Raw genomic sequence first — 19,085 nt, 5'->3', positions numbered from 1 at the left:
AGCGGGCATGGGGCTCTCCTTGTCAGGCCTTGATGGCAAAGCTGTCGGCGTACTTGGCGGGGTCCGAGCCATCCCAGACCTTGCCGTCGATCAGCTGGCTGCTGCGCATGTCCGACTTGGGCACGGCGATCTTCAGCTGCGCAGCCGCTTCCTTGTACAGGGCGGTCTGGTTGATCTTCTTGGCAACGGCCAGGTAGTCAGGGTGGCTCTTGAGCAAACCCCAGCGCTTGTGCTGGGTGAGGAACCACATGCCATCGGACAGATAGGGGTAGCTGGCCTCGCCATCGGCGAAGAACTTCATGTGGTTGGGGTCGTCCCAGGTCTTGCCCAGGCCGTTTTGGTAGCGGCCCAGAATGCGCTGGTTGATGGCATCGACGCTGGTGTTCACATAGGCCTTGCCGGCAATGGTCTCGGCCATCTTCTGCTTATTCTGCAGGCTGGCATCGATCCAGCGGCCCGCCTCCAGGATGGCCATGGTCACCGCGCGTGCGGTATTGGGGTGGCGGCTGACAAAGTCCTGCGTGCAGCCCAGCACCTTTTCCGGGTGGTCACGCCAGATGTCCTGGGTGGTGACGGCCGTGATGCCGATGCCATCCATGATCGCGCGGTGGCCCCAGGGCTCGCCCACGCAAAAGCCATCCATATTGCCCACGCGCATATTGGCCACCATCTGCGGCGGCGGCACGGTGATCACTTTCGCATCCTTGAGCGGATGGATGCCCGCGCTCGCCAGCCAGTAGTACAGCCACATCGCATGGGTGCCGGTCGGAAAGGTCTGCGCAAAGGTGTATTCGCGCTTTTCCGCGCCCATCAGCTTGGCGAGCGACGCCGCATCGACGGCGCCCTTGTCGGCCAGCTTTTTGGACAGGGTGATCGCCTGGCCATTGCGGTTGAGCGTCATCAGCACCGCCATGTCCTTTTGCGGGCTGCCCACGCCCAGCTGCACGCCGTAGACCAGGCCGTAGAGCACATGGGCAAAGTCCAGATCGCCATTGACCAGCTTGTCGCGCACGCCAGCCCAGCTTGCTTCCTTGGTCGGCGTGATCTTGACGCCGTACTTCTGGTCCAGGCCCAGCACCGAGGCCATCACGACGCTGGCGCAGTCGGTCAGCGGGATAAAGCCGATATTGACCTCTTTTTTCTCGGGCGCATCCGAGCCTGCGGCCCAGACGCCCTGGTGGCCCAGCGCGCTGTAGACAAAGGTGGCGGCCGCTGCCTGGGCGCCATGGCGCAAGAACTGGCGGCGGCCGGCCAGCGGCGAAGAAGCGGGCGAAGCCTCTGCCGCCAGGGCGGTGTCAGGGTTGGGGCGTATCGTCATTCTTGTCAAACTCCATCGAAGGCGTTGCAGATTCCAAAAACAAAAAACGGCGTCCTTTCGCTGAGGGCTTGCACCATCAGGAAAGGGACGCCGTTGTCCCGAAATAACTCGCGATTACCGGAAACAGGCCGCCTTTGGCCTGGTTGGAAAGATCAATGCATATTCCATGCCAATTCAAAAATTGCAGCGCGTCCCTCTAGAGAGCCGACCTGGGCGGGCACTGCACAGCGGCCCGCGTCCCTGCAATGGTGCATTGCAGCAGCCTGCGGGCCAGCGGCTGCCATGCTTTGGTGCGCGGGGGGAAAGCTGCTAGCGCTCAGTTGCAGCAGGGGCTGCAGGGGCTGCAGGCGCTTGGGGCACCAAGGCCGCCATTGCCAGCACGGCCTCGGCCACCTCCAGCATGCGCTTGTTCTGGTTCATCGCCGTCTGGCGCAGCAGCTGGTAGGCATCGCTCTCGCAGAGCTGGTGCTGGGCCATCAGCAGGCCCTTGGCGCGCTCCAGGGTCTTGCGCTCATGCAGGGCCGTCCTGGCTTCATCAATCTGGGTTTGCATGGTCTGCAGTCGCTGCGATTGCTGCTGCACCAGCGACAGGATATCGCGCCCCAGCGCCGGCGCGCCCACGGCATCGAGCGACCAGGTATCGGGCGGCGCCGAGGCCTCAAAAAAGGCCATACCGCCTTCGCTGCCCTCTGCGCCCTCTTGGGCAGGTTCAGCACCCGGTGGCAGCGCCTGCAAGGCTGCCAGCGCTTGCTCCTGCGCCTGCAGCTTGTGCAGGCACAGCACCTGCAGCTCCTGCGCGACCAAGGTCTCCACCCCATGCAAGGCATCGAGCCGGTGGCTGCAGGCCGCAAACCAATCGGCGCTCCAACTGCGGCTCAGGCTGGCCCCGCTCGCGGTATGGGCCACGCGGCGCATGCGCTCCACCGCCGCCATATCGGTATCGCCCGCCATATGGGCCTGCCACAGCACCAGCACGCGCGTCGTGGCCAGGCTGGCAAACACCTCAAAACAGCGCTCCTGCGATTCGATCAAATGCAGCCACTGCGCCCGGGCACTGGGCTGCAGCTGGCCTGAGGCAAAGGCGCTGGTGCCGCAGGCGCGCTCCTGCCCGGCCAGCTCCTTGCCCTGCATCAGGTGGAACAGGGCCACCAGCATGCGCGATATCTCGGGCTCATTGGCGCTGTCGGCTGCCTCAAACACGACGGACAGACAGCCGGCAATCAGGCGCGCAAAGGCGTCGGTACAAGCGGGGGGCGTGAGCCGCCCGGCCTGCACCTGGGCGCGCAGCGCAGGCAGGGCCGCCACGCCTTGCAAGGTATAGGCAATCGCATTGCACAGCCGCGCGCCGCTGCCACCCGAAGGGTGCGGGCCCAGGCGATCGAGCTCATCGCGCACATTGGCGATCTGTGCATCGGCCAGCAGCCGCTGGGGCGCCAATAGCTCGGTGCCCTGCGCGCCGCCACTGGCCAGCACCATGTTCGACAGCCCGCGCTCCTTTTGCAGCGCATGCACCAGGCCCGACATCGCCACCACCAGCGAGCAGGCCTTGCCCAGCTGCTCCAGCGCGGCCATCTCATGCTGGCGGGCAGCGACCAGAAAATGCAGGGAAGACTTCATAAACGCGCACCACCGATGTTGAGCGCTCTACCCAGCAGGTTTCATGCCATGCCAGCCGGGGCCCTGCCCCAGCGCCGCTCAGCGCAGCATGCTGGACATGGCCGAGAGGCAATTGGTCATGCGCACCGCCGATTCAATGTCCGGCGCGCTGAAACGCACGGTGCGGCCATCGACCCGCTCCAGCGTCGGCCACTGGCAGAACAGATCGGCCATGCCGGGCGAGGTGGCGGCAATCTGCACCTGCACCGGGCTGGCGGTGTGCAGCGGCTGGCAGCGCCCGCGCCCGGCCAGACCCTGCTCGACCCCGACGCGGATGGCTTTTTGCGCCTGCTCGGGCGAGAGGCTGATGCCGCTGCCCTGGCCGGTGGCACGCTTGGTCTGCACAAACACCGCCTGCGGGAAGATCGCCTGGTTCTCCTCGCGCAGCACATCGTCGCCGGCCAGCATCACCACCGGCGCGCCATAGGCGCCTGCCAAGGCGCCGTAGAGGCTGGCCTCGCTGGCCTCCTGCCCATTGATATGGATGCTGGCAAAGGCAAAGCTGTTGATGGTGTGGGCCAGAATGCCCCGGCCCTGCGCGCGTGAGTGGTAGCCGACCATGCAGACCGCATCCACCCCCAGCTCCACGCCGGCTACCATGCTCAGGTAGCGCGGCTTGCCCTGGATGACCTGGGCGCGCGCATCGAGCAGATCGGGCGGCATATTGCGAAAGCCGCCATGCGAGTCATTGACATAGACCTCGAGCGCACCAGCGGCAAAAGCGCCTTCGACGGCGGCATTGGCCTCCTGGGCCATCAGGCGGCGCGCGCGCTCATACTCGGGGTTGCCCGCACGCACCTGCTCGGGGTGGTAAACACCGGCCACGCCTTCGATATCGACAGAAATCAGTACTTTCATCGCCTCAGTCCTTGCACAGTTCTTGCAGCCCCCAGCGCTGGTGGCCGTCGCGCCCTTGCACGCTCTGGGCATGCCACAGCGCATTCAAAATCGATTGCTCCACCGCATCCGCCGCCGCGCGGAACAGCGGGTCCAGCTGCGCCTCATGCAGCATCGCCAGCGCCGGCATCGGCACGGCCGCATCGGCCGGCAGGCTGTAGGCGGTCGAGAACGCCAGCGCAATATCGCCGCTGCCATGGCCGTAGCACGATCCCGTATTGGCCAGGCCAGCAGCGGCACGCCGCGCCACGCGGCTGAGCTGGCGGCTGTCCAGCGGCGCATCAGTGGCCAGCAGCATGATGATGCTGCCCTTGTCCACCCCATCGCCCGCTGCGCTGGCAGCTGGTACGCCCGCCGCCAGCTTGGCCTGCAGGCGCCGCTCCAGCGCCGCGCCCGGCGCCTGGCCGCCCCAGCGCAGATCGGCCAGCTTGCCCATATTGGCCAGCACCAGCGCGCCGACGGTATAGCGCTCGTCGCCCAGTGCTACCAGGCGCGATGCGCTGCCGATGCCGCCCTTGAGCTGGAAGCTCGACATGCCCCGGCCCGCGCCCACGGCGCCCTGCACCACGTCGGTCGAGGCGCTGTCCAGCGCCGCCTGGTAGTGCGCCGGGCCAATGGCCATGCGCTGGATATCGCTCAGGTAACCATCATTGCATTCCAGCACCAGCGCGTTCACGGTGGGCAGGCTGCGGCCGCATTCGGGGTTGTCGGCAATGCATCGCGCAATCTGCGCCTGCACGACGGCCGAGACACCAAAGGTGTTGGTCAGCGCAATCGGCGTTTCAATCTGGCCCAGCTCGGCCAGTTGCACCAGGCCGGCGCTTTTGCCAAAGCCATTGATAACGGCCAGGCCCGCAGGCAGCTTGTGCATAAAGGGGTTGTCCAGCGGCGGGATCAGCACCGTGACCCCCGTCTGCAGATCGCCATCAGCCAGCGTGCAATGCCCCAGGCGCAGCCCCGCCACATCGGTGATGGCATTGCGCGGGCCCGCAGGCAGCAGGCCGACGACCGGCAATTGCCTGCAGGCGGCCAGCAGCGCCGTGTCTTGGGGCTCAGTCAATGTGCGCTCCCGAGTCCTGCACCACCTGCTTCCAGTAGGCCAGCTCGGCCGGCAGGCTGGCCTTGAAGCTTTGCGGCGTCGACACCACCGATTCGGCGCCCAAGGTCTTCAGGCGCTCGGCCATCACCGGTGTGGCCAGCACCTTGGTGATGGCGGCATGCAGCCGCACGACGACGGTCTCGGGCGTGCCGGCCGGCGCAAACAGGCCATACCAGCTGGTAACAGCCAGGCCCTTGCCCAGCGGCACGATCTCTGGCGCCAACTGGGTCGGCTTGTCCGAGGCCACGCCCAGCACCCGCAGCTTGCCGCTAGGGACAAAGGGCATCACGCCGGGAAAGCTGCCAAAGGTCATCGGCAGCTGGCCGGCCACCACATCGGTGGCAGCGGCCGAGGCGCCCTTGTAGGGCACATGCAGCAGGTCCACACCCTTTTGCTTTTTCAGCATCTCGCCCAGCAAATGGTTCAAGGTGCCATTTCCGGCCGATGCGTACTCCACCTTGCCGGGGTGCTGCTTGGCATAGGCCACCAGCTCATCGAGGTTCTTGGCCGGAAAGTTCGGGTTAACCACCAGCAAATACGGGGCGACTGCCAGCTGCATCACCGGCGTGAAATCCTTGATCGGGTCAAACGGCACCGAGCTGTAAAGCGCCGGATTGATCGTATAGGCGCTCTGCGCCGTGACCAAAAAGGTGTAGCCATCGGCCGCGCTGCGCGCCACCTGGCTGGTGCCCACATTGCCATTGGCCCCTGCCCGGTTCTCCACAATCACCGGCTGCCCCAGCGACTGGCCCAGGCCCTGCGCCACCGCACGGGCGATCACATCATTGGCACCACCGGGTGCCTGGGGCACCACAAAGGTGATGGGCTTGCTGGGCCAGTTGGCGGTGCTGGCTTGTGCCCAGGCCTGGGGTAGCACGCCGCCCGCCAGCACTACGGCCAGCGCCGTACGGCGCGGCAAGAAAGCTGAAGAGCGGGTCGTGTCAAACATCATTGCAATATCTCCTGGAAAAAGGCCCAGCGCCGGCAGTCCCGCGCGGCACAGCCGCCATTGTTGCACTGGCTGGAGGGCAGAATGCCGCGCCAGGCGCGCCCACGCATCGCGATTGCAGCAGAGGCCAGCGCCCAAATACGGGGCGTCGCAGCTGTTTACAGCAGCACCAGCCCCGGCGGCAGGCTGTCGCCCAGGCTGCGCTGCTGGTCTTCGGCATCCATCTCCACCACCTGGCTGACCATCGCGATCCAGCGCGCGGGCGCGCCGCTGCTGCGCATCTTGTCCAGTACCTCGCTGCGCAGCGCATCGGGCAGGTCGCGGGCGCGGTCGCCGGTCATGCGCGCCATCTGCAGCGCGGCAAACATGGCGGTCTCGTTACGGCGCCAGTCCTGCGCCAGCGTGGCCTGCACAAACTCCTGGGCAGCGTTGGGTGGCATAACAAGATGGGCATTGGCCGCCATTGGCTGGCGGGCGGCCAGGCGGCCGATGGCCCACCAGGTCTGCACGGTTTCGCCCTCGCGCTTCAAGCGCTGCAGCATCCACTGGCCCATCTCCTGGCGGTACTGCCAGGGGACAGCCTCCATCGCGGCAAACAGGCGCAGCATGTCGTCATAGCTGCCATGGCTACTCTTGCCGCCACTGCCATCGCCGCGCTTGCGGGCGGTTTGCTGCACGGCCTTTTGCATGTGGCCGGCCACATCTTCGAGCAGCTCCATCTGCTGCGCTTCGTTCAAGCCGGCAGCCACGCGGCGCCAGAACACCCACCATTCGGTCCAGTTGCCAGGCTCCTTGCCATGGCCCAGGCCTTGCGGGTACAGCGCCCAGACCTGCTCCACCCGCCAGGCGTCTAGCTGCGCGCCCAGGCCCGGGCGCAGGCACCAGCCGGCCAGGTTCAGCCAGGCGCGCTCATGCTCGGGTGTGCGGCGGCGGCGCTTGGCACGCGCCAGCAGCGCATCAAACATGGCCCGCAGCAGTGCCAGATCCCAGCTCGTGCGCGGGCCCAAGAGCCGCTCGAGCACCTGGCGCAGCTGGCGCACTTCCTTGGCATCCACCGCCTGCGCCTGGTTGCCAAAAATACGGTCGATCTGCGCAATCGCCTGCTCCCGGCGCGCACTGGCCCGCGCATCGTCGGCACTGTCCTCCGTGGCTGCGCTGTCATCCGTTGCCTGCACGGCGCCGCGCAGGCTGAGCGGCAGCAGCCAGGATTGGCGGGGATCATCGACGGCCAGGCAGCGCACCTCCAAGGTGCCGACTTCGGTCATGCTGGCTTGCAGCTGCACCTCGATCTGGGCCTTGTGCTGGCCTTCGGGCGCGGGCAGCACGGTGGCGAGCGGCGGTAGCTCTACCCAACCCTCCCCCTGCAGCGGTGCCAGTTGCCCGGCCTGGGCCGGCAGGCTGGGCAGGCTATTGGCCAGCAGGTCAAAGCGCACCGCCTGCCCAAGCTTGAGCGCAAAGCGCCGGCCCGATAGAACGATTCGCACCCCTTCCTGCGTGCCGCGTGGCAGCAGGCACAGGCCCTGGGGCGCTGCGCCTTGGGCGCCGGGCAGCAGCAGCCAGTAGCTGCGGGCCGAGCCGCCGCCAATCTGCGGCAAACGGCTGCGCAGGCTGGCCGCAGGTGGCGCTGCTGCATCAGCCGCTGCGGGTAGCGCTGCGGCGGGCTCAGGCTCAGGCGCAAAACGGGTCAGGCCGTAGGCGGCCGCGCCCCGGGCCACGGCCCAGTCGGGGTGCGGGTTGTCCAGCACGCGCAGCGGCTGGCCGCGCCAGGCCGACAGCTGCTGCGTCAGCCGCTCCACCACCGCATGCGCATGGAACACGCCGCCATTGAGCAGCACGGTATCGGGCAGCGCCTGCGCCGCGCCGCTGCCCGCATGCTGCGCCAAGAACTGCGCGAGGTGCCGCGAAATGGCCGCATCGGCCGGGTAGGGCAGGCCAAAGCCGCGCAAGGCACCCTGGCGTTTGCCGGGCACCGCGCTGCGCTCGGCCAGCGGTAAAAATCCTTCGACCACCCATTGCTGCACCTGGGTGCGGCTCAGGTGGGCGGTCTTGCTTTGGGCCAGCAGGCGGCTGCCGCTACCCAGCAGGGTCACTGCGACCTGCTCGGGTGCACCGGCTGCCAGCAACTGCTCTTTGGCGATGCGGCAGCGCTGCACCAGCTGCGCAAAACGGGCAGCGGGCAGCCGTTGGCCCTCGGGCGCAAACTGGGGTTCGAGCTGATGCGCCAGGGCCAGGTCCATGTTGTCGCCGCCCAGCATCAGATGCTCGCCTACGGCCGTACGCGTCAGGCTGGGCAGGCCGCCATCAGCAGCGGGCTCGACCTGGATCAAGGTCAGATCGGTCGTGCCACCACCCACATCGACCACCAGCACCAGCCGGCTGTCTGCCAGCCGCGCTGCCAGCTGCTCGCCCTGCAGCACCAGCCAGTCGTGGAAAGCGGCCTTGGGCTCTTCGAGCAAATGCACCTGGGGCAGGCCCGCCAGCTGGGCGGCCTCCAAGGTCAATGCGCGCGCGCCCTCGTCAAACGAGGCCGGCACCGTCAGCACCACCATCTGCGCGCCCAGCGGCGCCTCTGGATGCGCCTCTTCCCAGGCCGCCTTGACATGGGCCAGGTACGAGGCCGATGCCGCCAGCGGCGATATCTTGGCGACCTCGTCACCCGCGCCCCAGGGCAGGATGGCCGCGCTGCGGTCCACCCCTGGGTGCGACAGCCAGCTTTTGGCACTGGCCACCAGGCGGCTGGGCACCGCCGTGCCCAAATCCCGGGCCCAGCGGCCCACCACCGCCGGCGCTGCATCGCTCGCGCCTTGCGGCGGCCAGGGCTGCTGCCAAGCATCACCCAGCTCGCCCGCTGCCGCCTGGTAACGCACCGAGGGCAATAGCGTTTGGGCCTGTATCTCTCCCGCACTGCTGCGCTGGGGAATGGCCAGCAGCGCAATCTCGTCCCCCTCCCCCGTCAGTGGTGCATAGGCCACCACCGTGTGGCTGGTGCCCAGATCGATACCAATGACATAGGAGGGAGACGAAGAATTCATAAACGGCCAAGCGAGACGGCAACACCCGGCAAAGGCCTGCCGGGTAGGCGAATCGTAACAATTCCTGCAAAGACCTGGGGGGCCTCTGCAGAACCCCGGCTCAGGGGATGGGCGCGGATCGGGATGTGCCGCCACGGTAGCAGCACAGGGAGAGGCGGAGATCGGTGCTGTGAAGGCTGATGGCGTGGGGGCTCAATCCCCGTAGCCCTATGGGTTGCTTCTGACGGTCTCTGAACGACCCGATGCTGCCGCTCAGCCTATTCCGTAGCTGGAATTCGACTTAGCCCGAAATTGGATTGTGGAAATGGCATTGATTTAAGGACGCTTGAAAAGAATAGTCATTTCAGCCAGCGGAACTTTGTAGCCACAAGCTTTAAAAAAGTGCTTCGCCTCACCCAGGGCTTTGATATAAATTGGCACGCCCGGCCATTGCTTTTCGACTACCTCAAGCATCGCCCGCCCAACTCCATGACCCTGAAACTGGTTGTGTACGATCAATTCACCGAGCATGGTGCTAAAAGCTCCGTCGCTGAAAGCAGACAAATATCCGATGAGCAGTCCTGAAGCTCCACGAGCATGAACAACCAAGGGGTATGCAGCATTGGAGACAACGAACAATTTGCTGTCCTCTTCGCTTCCCCAACCAACAGAGCGAGCGAGTTGCGCATACTCTTCAGCAGTGACGTCTTTATTTGTTGAGACACGAAAATCAAAAGAATCATTCATATCTTGAATGCAAGCTGAGTGGTTAGGCCAAATACCAACGCACGCAGATGAGCATGGTCTCCAGCGGAAAACGCTTGCGTTTGATCACTGGATTGAGGGTTTCTGGCGTGGGCTGTGCGCAGAATTTCATCACATCATCCGACCAGTCCTGGCTTACTGCGACATAACCATGACGTCTTCCTAGTTGGAGGTCGTTACTGTGGAAGTAAACAAATGATTGAACGGCAGCAACTGGCCGGATACAGCCGTGCCCGCAACGCTTGGCCTCATGCCGCTATCGGCACAATTAACGCCTCTTGGAGCTGCTCCATCCGCATATGGCTGGGTCCATAGGCTCTAGCAAGCACCTTGAATGCTTTCCGCTTCTCAGTAGCCCAAGAAACGCTTATCTCCAACAACAAATCTTGCCCACTGGCGTGAACCGCACGTTCAGTCACTGGTTGATTGATCGCCGCGAGCAGATCCACGCGCGAAAGCGCACCCCATGATTCCAACTCGGCAGCGAGTGCGGCATAAGTAGTGGCGCGATGCATGTGTGGTGGAAGTGTCCGTTTGTGGCCCAGATGCAGCCTGGTACACGTTTCTTGGCGTGCTACTTCTTCATGAGGAACGCTGCAACCAGGGCATTCGCGTGCCCATGACCGATCTGGTGCTGGGTCTTGAGGAAATTGACCAGCTCCATGTGCTTCAACGGCCCCGCATTCTGAAGAATCTCCATCCAATGCGTTATTGGCTTGGCGTAGGTCTTTTCGATGGAGGGAAAGTAAGAGGCAGGTCCTTTTACCTTGGATGTCTCGGCCATGGAGCGCTCCTTTGAAGGGTGAGGATAGTGTCCCCGTGCAATGCCTAGTTCGGCATTCTGACCGAGTTGCATGTCCCTGCCTAGATAACGAAGTTTGGCCAGTTTCTGCCGCAGTGACAAAGAGCCGCTCCTGGCTGGCCGTAGAAGCGCTGAGCGTCTGTTCGGCCCACCCTCTCCGCTTAAATTTTCACCATGTGCACAGTCCCTGGGGACTGCGCTGAAAACGTTTCCGCGAGGGCCCGCGCACCATCGGGTGCTTTATCCTTGTGATGTGCACCAGGAACCATGCAGCAGGAGTTCGACCCGGCACCGACAGCAAGAACCGTTATCAATCTATAGCCAGCCATTGGCAAGCCAGACGGAACGCAGCCGCCCGCCCATCCCGCATCATCCCCCTCAAGCGGCCACCGCCAATGCGCTCAGCGCCTCCGCCAAAAAGCGCTCCATCGTCCGGGGATCGCGCTCCAGCACCTGGCGCGCCGTGGCCGTCACCGCAGCCGCATGCCCCGCGCGCATCAGCGCAAACCCGCCATGCACGTGGGCGATAGAGGGGTCGGGCGCCGCTGCAGGCACAGACGCGCCAGCGGTGATCGGCCGGCCCAGCAGACGCGATGCGATCTCAGCCACACGCAGCGCGCCAGGCTGGTGGGAGAGAGCCGAAACAGCCGATCGATGCCAACGAGGGCCTGCATATCGCAAGTCAAGCAAGACAAGCAAGACAAAAAATGCGCTGCCTATTCAGCGCTTGCGTTGCGACCGCATCCACCACATTTGCAATGCGGCCCCGACCACAAAAATCGCCAGCCAAGCGAGCACCGTGCCGCGCACCAAAGGCGATTCAGGGCCTGAGGCCAGGGGATGGCTGACCGGTAGCCGCGTCAAGGTCTCACCGATGGCCGGCACCAACAGCAGAAAGAAGCTGAACGAAAAGCCGAACTGCGACAGGTAGGGAGCCAGGCGTGGGAGAAGCGGCAGCTGCCGGATGAGCAGTGACCCGCCCATCACCAACAGCGCCAGAATGCCCAAGGCATGGCCGGCATTGAATCCTCCGGTACTGGACAGGCCGAACGCCGTCAGCACCGACAACAGCATACCGACCAGGTACAGCTGGCCCGAGCGCTTGGCCGGCTCAATGGCGCGGTAGCGGACAAAGCTGTACAAGCCCGCAGCGAGCGGCAGCACACTGATGGCGGTATGGAAGGCGCCAAGCGTCGAGATGGGATGTGGCATGGGGTGGTCTTTCTAAAAACAACCGACTAGTTGATTGGTTTGATGGACAAAAAATAGAGGGCCCGACACCCTGGGTGACCGGGCCATTCTTCAAGCTGCCAGCCGATGTATCGCCGCGCGCACGATCGTCTGGAAAGCATCGGGATCACCCAAGGCGCGGGCCGTCAGCATCGCGCCATGCACGGTGGACATCAAGGCAAGCGCTTCTACCGGCGCATTCGCTTCTGGCTTGAACTGCGCTTTGGCCTGGCCTTGCGAGATCACCGCAGCCAGCCACTGCGTCAGATCCTGGAAATAGCCGCGCACTTCCGCCGCTATGTCTGGCGGGATCATCGGCGCTTCTGCGGCCAGCATCGCGCAGATGCACATCGTCGATGAACCGTCGCGTATGCAGCGCGCCCAGTAATCCACATAGGCGTTCAATTGGGCTTGCGGGTCATCGCCCAAATGCTGCTGCATCGCTGCCAAGCCCTCCACAGATTGCTGACGATGCCGTTGGACCACCGTCAATACCAAGTCCGCCTTGCTGGGGAAATGGTGGTGGATGCTGGCCTTTCCTATCCCGACCTTTTCAGAGAGATCCGCATAGCTGAAGCCGTTGTAGCCGCCAGCGGCCAGCAATTGCCGGGCATGTTCTGCCAATTCAGTGGCGCGGGGGGAGAGTTCAACAGTCATCGGGTGGGCAGCTAGCGCTTTCAAAGATGAGCCATTCTACTAGTTGATCGGTTGACGTCAAGCGCTCAGTTTTGATGGGCGAACCACACTGTCGCAGCGCGTCTGCCTCAGGTAGAAGCGCGTAAAAGCCGCTCGGACAAGGCAGAGAAGCGCACGCTGGGCAGCAGAAAGCAGAGCGCCTCCGGGTCCGCATCCAGCCTCTGCAACAAAGGGCAGTCCAGGGTTTGCGTGTCCAGCACCAAGGGCTGCACCGACGCAACATCCACCGGCAAGTCAATCGTCGCCAATGCCGATCTGCCAGGGGCGCCCTCCGCTGTTGGCACCTCCACCACCGCAGCGTCCTGGGAGGCCAGGCGCACGACCGCATCTGACCAGCCATGGAACATCCCGGACCAGGGCGGCGACAAAACGGCCTCCCCTGCCCTCACCGCCCTCGCCGCCCTCGCCGCCAATCTTGGCGCGCTGCCATCGCCGGGCGCGATGTCGACAATGGCCTCATCAGGGTTCACGCGGAAATCAAAGCTTGCTGGCCAATGGGATGGCAAGGCATCACTGAACAAGCGCGTCCCGGCCACATGGGCGAGGCTGTCCATCACGTTGTAGACAAAGGCAACGGTGGGAACGGGCGGCGCATCAGACAGCGGCTCTGCCAGGTACAGGCGCCAGTTGCTCTGCAATGGCGAAGGCATCAAGCGCCTCAAGGGCCCCATCCACCGAGGACCAAAATGGCCATGCCGATAGGTCAGCACCGTAAGAGGCGTGCGGCCTTGGTAAGACCAGAGGCGCACGCCCGGTGGGGCAAACGGGCCAGCCAGGGCTTCGTCCACCAGCCATGTCATGTAGACCACATCGACCACATCGCTGTCCAAGGTCATGAAGGGCAGACGAGACATCAGCGCTCGCCGATACGTGGCAAAGCGACGCGAATTGAGCAACTTGGCCAGGCCATTGCCAAACCTGCCCTGGTACGGGTGTGTGTAGAGGTGATGCATGGAAGCGGTAGACAGCAGCGCTGGCTGGCACCGTTGCGCGATGGTGGCTGGAGGCCGGTTCTGGCCGAAAGCGCCATATTAGCGCCAGCAGCCAGCCACCATGCGACTCTCGCCACGAAGGAGCATCCCAGGGACCATCAGCAAAGCAAGCTTGTCACCGCGACGCATCCGGTCACGGCTCTGATCACCTTCTCACAGGTCTCGGATCCCCGCGCACAAAGTCCAGCACCGTCGGCAGTACCGGGGCTAGCCAGTCCAGCGGCCGGGCCAGGGCGGCGACGGTCGTCACGTGGCTGAGGTGGTCAAAGATCCGCATGTCCACGTCGGTACCCGCAGCCCGCAACCGGTTTGCCAGGCCGACGGTGTTGCGCTGCGTGTCCACCACCTTGTCGTTGCGTGCCGCCAGCAGCAGGGTGCGGGGTGCCTTGGCGTCGGCATAGAAGATGGGCTGGGAATCGGCCGGGGTGTGCGGCCAGCCAAAAGCAACCTGCACCTGGGGGTCCACAATCGGCAAAAAGTCATAGGGCCCAGCCAGCCCAATCCAGCCCGCAAGCCGATCGGGTGTCAGGCCCAAAGGCGCCAGCCAACGCGGGTCCAGCGCCAGCATCGCTGCGTTATAAGCCCCGGCCGAATGGCCCATCACCATCACCCGCTCGGGGTCGCCCCCCAGGCTGGCGGCATGCGCCAAGGTCCACTGCAGCGCCAAGGCGCAATCTGCCAGAAAGCCCTCGAACTGCACCTGGGGGCTCAGCCGGTAGTCGGCCACCACCGCGATGATGCCGTTGGCTGCCAGCGCTTCGCCAACGAAGCGGTACTCCGCCCGCTCGCCACTGGTCCAGTTGCCGCCGTAAAAAAACAGCACCACCGGTGCATGGCCGGGCGCCGTGCCTGTAGCTGGCTGGTACACATCCAGCAGATGACGCCGATCGGGCCCGTAGGGCACGCCGGTGGGGCCGTGGTAGGTGTCATGTGCTACCAGGCGGTCCAACACCTGGGCACCAGAACAGCCAGACAGCAGCGCTGCGATGGCGGAACCGATGCCGAGAAGGCTTAGGCGGCGGCTCATGGGGGTGGATAGTTTGGAAAAAATGGGCATGTGCGCTATACGCCGCTCACCGTCTTTTGGATTCATTCCGTTGAATGTGCGGAACTCGCTGTCAACGGCAGTTACTTCAAGCAGTCATTTCCACCAGTCTGCGTTGAAGCTAGGTTCTACGCCTCTCAGCCGTCATCGGAAACCTATGTAGGCCGAATGACTGCTTTGGAAGGGGTTGACGCGGGCCCATCTACACCCATCACAACCATTCGTGCGAAGCGCCGCGCGACGCCAAACGCCAGGCGAATTAATGGCGTGAAAACGCGAGTGCAATTGGTTTGGCCACAGCGATGACTTTGGGAACGCTAACGCTCAAAGCCGTCGCTGCGGAGCCAACAGGTCAGGCAGCACTCGCTCCCTCAGCGTAAAAGCGCCTTCCCAAAATTACACACACTCCGGCGAAGAGGAGCGGAAGCACGCAGAGGAGCGACTGCGGTATGGCTTCCGCAAGCCTTTCCATAGCGATGGCGTCCCTGTAGTCGGTACGGAAAATGAGAAATGACATCACAAAACAGTAGCCAATCAATATTGTCGGGCGTCTGTTGGGTCGTCTAATTTCGCTTAAAAAATACAAGGCTGCGAGGATGTGCAGAACCCACAAGGGATGAACCGTGGCGCCTCCAATAGCTGACCATGCGACGTACGCCGAATACACCGCAATATGGAATGCGAAAAGCACGAATGCTGCTTTGATTAAACGAGGCAATTCGCCAAGCTGTACGGTTCCCGAGATCATTGGTGCTGCCTAACTAGATTTAGAAGACATGCAACCAGCATGTCTAGATCGGCAGATACTGTATGAGCTCTCAATGCATAAGGCAAACTAGCTGTTGCCTCCTTTAGACAAACCTAAAAGTATTGGTCTCACTCTTTGGTGAGTACAAAAGATCAGTGACCCAATGGCCGTAATCCGCCGGCCTAACCTCGGACGACCCGGCCCACTGCCCGCCCACTGTGGCCTCAAACCGCCACAGCCAAAGCCCCCAGCTCCTCCCCCAAAAAACCCTCCACCGTCCGCGCCTCCCGCCCCAGCACCTGCCCCACCGTCGCAGTCACCGCAGCCGCATGCCCCGCGCGCATCAGTGCAAAAAACTCACCATGCACCTGCGCGATAAATGGGTCGGCGGCGGCGGCAGCCACAGGCGCGGCGGCGTTGATCGGCCGGCCCAGCAGGCGCGATGCGATCTCGGCCAGTTTTTGCGGGCGCAGTGCCTGGCTGCCGGTCAATACCCAGGGGCCCGGTGCGCCCAGGCGTTGCTGGGCAACTTCAGGGTTTAGCAGCGCTTCAACAGCAACATCAGCAATGTCGCGGGCATCGATGTAGGAGACGCCTGCGCCGATGTGCTGAGAGCGGATCACATCGCCGCTGTGCAGGTCAGCGGCGATGCGCGACAGGCCCACCTGCATCCAGGCATTGGGGCGCAGCACGGTGTGGGGGATGCCACTGGCCTGCAGACCCTGCTCGATGCGGCCATGGGCATCGCCGGACAGCGAATGGCCAGGCGGGGCTATGGTCCAGTCCGAGCCGGAGAGTTTGACGATGTGCTGCACACCGGCAGCGCGCGCGGCCGCCACCACGCGCAGTTGCTGCTCGGCCAGCGTAGGGCTGATCGGAGAGAGCAGGAAGAGGCGCTCAATGCCAACGAGGGCCTGGCCCAGGGCGGCCGCATCCTCAAAACTGCCCTGCGCTATCTCGACCGTATCGCCCCAGAGCGCATGGGCGGTTGCGGCCTGGCGCACGAACACCCTTGGCCGTGCCTGCCGGGCCAGCAGGCGTGGCACCAGCAGCTGGCCCAGGCGGCCGCTCGCACCGCAGACCAGCACGCGGGGATGCGGGTGCGCACTCATGCCCGCAGTGCCTCGGGCTGCGCCGCGCTTTGCACGGGCGCATCCTCGGCCAGCAAACGGTTCAGCGGCCGGGCATCCACCCAGTCGGCCACCGAGAAATCGGCCGGCAAAAAGCCCCACTCCAGCAAAAAGTCCTTGAAGTAGCCGATCGCATCGACCAGCTCGGGCTCCAGGCTGATGCCCAGGTGATGGTGCAGGTCTGCGCCATTGGAGGCCAGGATGGCCTCTTCGCTGGTGGCGATCTCGCGGGCCACAAAGCGCAGGGTCTCGTCGGGATGGGCCTGGGCCCAGCGGCCGGCGCGCTGCACCACGCGCAGCAGCGCCAGCACCAGGTCCGGGCGCTGCTCGGCCAGGGCGGCATCCACCGTCAGGGTGCGCGGCGTGCCATTGTTGATGCGCACGCGCGGGTCGGGGTGGCGGCCAAACTCGCTGACCAGCTGCGCGCCAATCAGGTTGGCCACCAAGAGGCCCTCGGCGCCTTTGACAAAGATCGCATCGACCTCGCCGCGTACCAAGGCCTCCGCCTCGCGGAAATACGGGTGGCGGCGGCGCAGGCCAAACAGGCTGGGCGTGCCGTGCTGCTGGATCACCGACTCCTCGATCACCAGATCGACCAGCTGCACATCGCTGTGCTGCAGGCCCACCAAGGACAGGCCCGAGACCAGGCCCTTGAGGGCAGTCGCGCGGTGAAAGTCGATCAAGTCATTAACGCGCTGGGGCACGCCAAAGCGCTTGCCCGCCAGGTCCTCGGGCTTGTCGATGCCCCGGCCCGGCAGGGTCACCAGCGCCTGGAACTCGTCTGTCCAGGTGATGGCGACCAGGCGCGTATCGCGGCCCTTGGCCCGAGCCCAGATCGGCGGAATATTGCCGCCCTGGCGAAAGGACCAGGGCAGGCGGTGGTCAAAATGGCTCTCGCGCACACTGCGGTCCTTGGAGTCAAAGATGGACTCGACCCCAATACCCAGCGCCGCAAAGGCCTGCTGCAGCCAGCCTTGCTGCGCGGCAATGCCCAGCGGGGATGGAACAGGGCAGCGGGTGTACCAGAGTGAGCTCGGTTTTGCGGCCTGCGCGGCCTGCACGCTCGATGTGTCGGAAGGGCTTGTCATCGGTTTCTCCTTGGGGGAACGGGATCAGGATGCGGCCAGCCAGACGCCGGCCAGGTTGCCGGCCACGCCATCGGAGCCCACGGTGTGGTTGCGCACGCGCTTGTCGGCAATGGTGTAGATGTCGGGGGCGACCAGGGTGATGTCGGGCAGGTCGGTGGCGATGTGCTTCTGGAACTCGGCCACCTCGCGGATGCGTTGGGCCTCGTTCATCTCGACGGCGGCAGACTCCAGCAGGCGGTCCACCTCGGGGCTGGCATAGTGCGAACCGTTCGAGAACGGCAGCCCGCGCTGAAAGCTCTTGGACCAGTACAGCCGCTGAATGCCCACGGTCGGGTCAAAGGTGTTGCTCATCGCGCTCACATGCAGGTCAAAGGCGCGGTCGGTGTAGATGCGCTTGATATAGGTGGCAAAGTCCTGGCTGTTGATCTGCACATCGATGCCGATGCGCCCCAGCGCCTGCTTGAGGAAATCGCCCGTGCGCTGGCCGCCCTCGTTGGGAATGGGGGTCAGGTTCAACCGTGCACGCCACTGGCCGCCGGCCTTGCCGCGCGTCAGGCCCGCGTCGTCCAGCAGCTTCTCGGCACGCTTGGTGTCATAGGGCAGCACCGGCAGATCGGGCACATAGAACTTCTTCAGCGCCGGGTGCACCGGCCCGGTGGTCAGCTTGCCCTGGCCGTACCAGGCCACCTTGAGCAGGTTCTCGCGCTGCAGCGCATGGGCAATGGCCTGGCGCACGCGCAGGTCCTTGAGCAGCTCACTCTCCAGGTTGAACTCCAGCCGGTAAACGCTGTTGATGTACTCATAGCCCCGGGTCTCGAACTGCAGGCCCGGCTTGGCGCGCAGGCGCTCCACCTCGGCAAAGGGCACTGGCGAGCTGGGCGCAATCTGCACCTGTCCGCTTTCGATGGCCGCTGTGCGCGCAGCGGCATCGGGGATAAAGCGCACCACCAGCCGGTCGATATAGGGCTTGTCGCCATCCCAGTAATGGGGGTTGCGCTCGTAGATCACATGGCTGCCGCGCACCCATTCCTTGAACACAAAGGGGCCCGTGCCCACCGGCGCATTGTTGGCCGGGTTGGTGTCGGCCCGGCCGCTGGAATACAGGTGCTTGGGCACGATGGGCGACTCCGAGGCCGCCAGCGCCGTGATCAGGTAGGGGATGGGGCGGCTGAGCTTGAGCACCACGGTGTGCGCATCGGGCGCCTGCACCTCGGCCACGCCGGCAAAGGTGGCGCGGCCCCGGGGGTGGAACTCCTTGAGCAGCGCAATCGAGTGCACCACATCGGCCGAGGTGAAAGGCTTGCCGTCATGCCATTTGACGCCCTGGCGCAGCTGGAAGCGGTAGACCAGGCCATCGGGGCTGATCGACCAGGCAACGGCCAGCTGCGGCTGCGGGTTGAGGTTGAAGTCATAGGTCAGCAGCCCCTCGGTGACCTTGCCCGAGATCGTCACTGACGAGCCGGCGGTGTGCGCAATCGTCGTCAGGGTCGGTGGTTCGGGAAACAGCAGCAGGTTCAGGGTGCCGCCTTTTTGCGGCTTGTCCTGGGCCCAGGCCAGGCTGGGGACTGCCGTGCCGATGCCGGTGGCAGCAGCGGCCAGCATAAAGTGGCGGCGCGTGGCGAGCGAGAAATCGGAATCAATAGACATGCGAGGTACCAA

At 64.4% G+C, this 19,085-nt stretch carries 17 protein-coding genes; all 17 read right to left on the bottom strand.

The annotated features are described in order from the left end of the window. Positions 1-22 precede the first annotated feature (22 nt). The 17 genes from WH367_RS03240 to WH367_RS03160 all read right to left on the bottom strand — a co-directional run bounded on the left by WH367_RS03240 (position 23) and on the right by WH367_RS03160 (position 19,073). The gene (locus WH367_RS03240; protein WP_339534204.1) at positions 23-1,318 is read right to left on the bottom strand and encodes a CmpA/NrtA family ABC transporter substrate-binding protein; all 1,296 of its coding nucleotides are present in this window, start codon (positions 1,316-1,318) and stop codon (positions 23-25) included. 309 nt (positions 1,319-1,627) lie between these two features. Beyond that, positions 1,628-2,935 carry a nitrate- and nitrite sensing domain-containing protein gene (locus tag WH367_RS03235; protein ID WP_339534203.1) on the bottom strand — a complete coding sequence of 436 codons (1,308 nt, stop codon included), beginning with the start codon at positions 2,933-2,935 and terminating at the stop codon, positions 1,628-1,630. A 78-nt stretch (positions 2,936-3,013) separates the two neighbouring features. Next, positions 3,014-3,832 carry a M55 family metallopeptidase gene (locus WH367_RS03230; RefSeq protein ID WP_339534202.1) on the bottom strand — a complete coding sequence of 273 codons (819 nt, stop codon included), beginning with the start codon at positions 3,830-3,832 and terminating at the stop codon, positions 3,014-3,016. 4 nt (positions 3,833-3,836) lie between these two features. Next, positions 3,837-4,931, bottom strand: coding sequence for a P1 family peptidase (locus WH367_RS03225; RefSeq protein ID WP_339534200.1), 1,095 nt, complete (start codon positions 4,929-4,931; stop codon positions 3,837-3,839). After that, positions 4,924-5,922, bottom strand: coding sequence for a Bug family tripartite tricarboxylate transporter substrate binding protein (locus WH367_RS03220; protein ID WP_339534198.1), 999 nt, complete (start codon positions 5,920-5,922; stop codon positions 4,924-4,926). Before WH367_RS03220 ends, WH367_RS03225 begins: the two co-directional genes overlap by 8 nt. Positions 5,923-6,077: 155 nt before the next feature. Next, complete coding sequence (locus WH367_RS03215; RefSeq protein WP_339534197.1) at positions 6,078-8,951, bottom strand: Hsp70 family protein; 2,874 nt, start codon at positions 8,949-8,951, stop codon at positions 6,078-6,080. A 315-nt stretch (positions 8,952-9,266) separates the two neighbouring features. Further along, on the bottom strand, positions 9,267-9,677 hold the full coding sequence (locus tag WH367_RS03210) for a GNAT family N-acetyltransferase (RefSeq protein ID WP_339534196.1): 411 nt from the start codon (positions 9,675-9,677) through the stop codon (positions 9,267-9,269). Between the two features lie 266 nt (positions 9,678-9,943). Continuing rightward, positions 9,944-10,210 carry a hypothetical protein gene (locus WH367_RS03205; protein ID WP_339534194.1) on the bottom strand — a complete coding sequence of 89 codons (267 nt, stop codon included), beginning with the start codon at positions 10,208-10,210 and terminating at the stop codon, positions 9,944-9,946. Between the two features lie 59 nt (positions 10,211-10,269). Beyond that, positions 10,270-10,479 carry a DUF4287 domain-containing protein gene (locus WH367_RS03200; RefSeq protein ID WP_021028012.1) on the bottom strand — a complete coding sequence of 70 codons (210 nt, stop codon included), beginning with the start codon at positions 10,477-10,479 and terminating at the stop codon, positions 10,270-10,272. A gap of 396 nt (positions 10,480-10,875) precedes the next feature. Beyond that, positions 10,876-11,106 (bottom strand): hypothetical protein, encoded by a 231-nt coding sequence (locus WH367_RS03195; protein WP_339534192.1) that lies wholly within the window; start codon positions 11,104-11,106, stop codon positions 10,876-10,878. Between the two features lie 111 nt (positions 11,107-11,217). Further along, a complete protein-coding gene (locus WH367_RS03190; RefSeq protein ID WP_339534190.1) occupies positions 11,218-11,709 on the bottom strand; it encodes a hypothetical protein in 492 nt (163 codons plus the stop codon). Between the two features lie 90 nt (positions 11,710-11,799). Beyond that, entirely contained in the window at positions 11,800-12,384 is a 585-nt protein-coding gene (locus tag WH367_RS03185; protein ID WP_339534189.1) for a TetR/AcrR family transcriptional regulator, read from the bottom strand. 107 nt (positions 12,385-12,491) lie between these two features. Beyond that, on the bottom strand, positions 12,492-13,277 hold the full coding sequence (locus WH367_RS03180; protein WP_339534188.1) for a hypothetical protein: 786 nt from the start codon (positions 13,275-13,277) through the stop codon (positions 12,492-12,494). A gap of 283 nt (positions 13,278-13,560) precedes the next feature. Next, positions 13,561-14,442 carry an alpha/beta hydrolase gene (locus WH367_RS03175; RefSeq protein WP_339534187.1) on the bottom strand — a complete coding sequence of 294 codons (882 nt, stop codon included), beginning with the start codon at positions 14,440-14,442 and terminating at the stop codon, positions 13,561-13,563. 990 nt (positions 14,443-15,432) lie between these two features. Further along, the gene (locus tag WH367_RS03170; RefSeq protein ID WP_339534186.1) at positions 15,433-16,320 is read right to left on the bottom strand and encodes an NAD(P)H-binding protein; all 888 of its coding nucleotides are present in this window, start codon (positions 16,318-16,320) and stop codon (positions 15,433-15,435) included. Further along, complete coding sequence (locus WH367_RS03165; RefSeq protein ID WP_339534185.1) at positions 16,317-17,426, bottom strand: ABC transporter substrate-binding protein; 1,110 nt, start codon at positions 17,424-17,426, stop codon at positions 16,317-16,319. The genes WH367_RS03170 and WH367_RS03165 overlap by 4 nt, the downstream gene beginning before the upstream one ends. A 24-nt stretch (positions 17,427-17,450) precedes the next feature. Continuing rightward, complete coding sequence (locus WH367_RS03160; RefSeq protein WP_339534184.1) at positions 17,451-19,073, bottom strand: ABC transporter substrate-binding protein; 1,623 nt, start codon at positions 19,071-19,073, stop codon at positions 17,451-17,453. Positions 19,074-19,085: the final 12 nt, after the last annotated feature.

This window comes from Comamonas sp. MYb21, from assembly GCF_037479395.1.
In the GTDB taxonomy this organism is placed as follows: domain Bacteria; phylum Pseudomonadota; class Gammaproteobacteria; order Burkholderiales; family Burkholderiaceae_C; genus Comamonas.
Note: the sequence above shows the minus strand (reverse complement) of the source record. Positions and strands in the feature narration are given on the sequence as shown.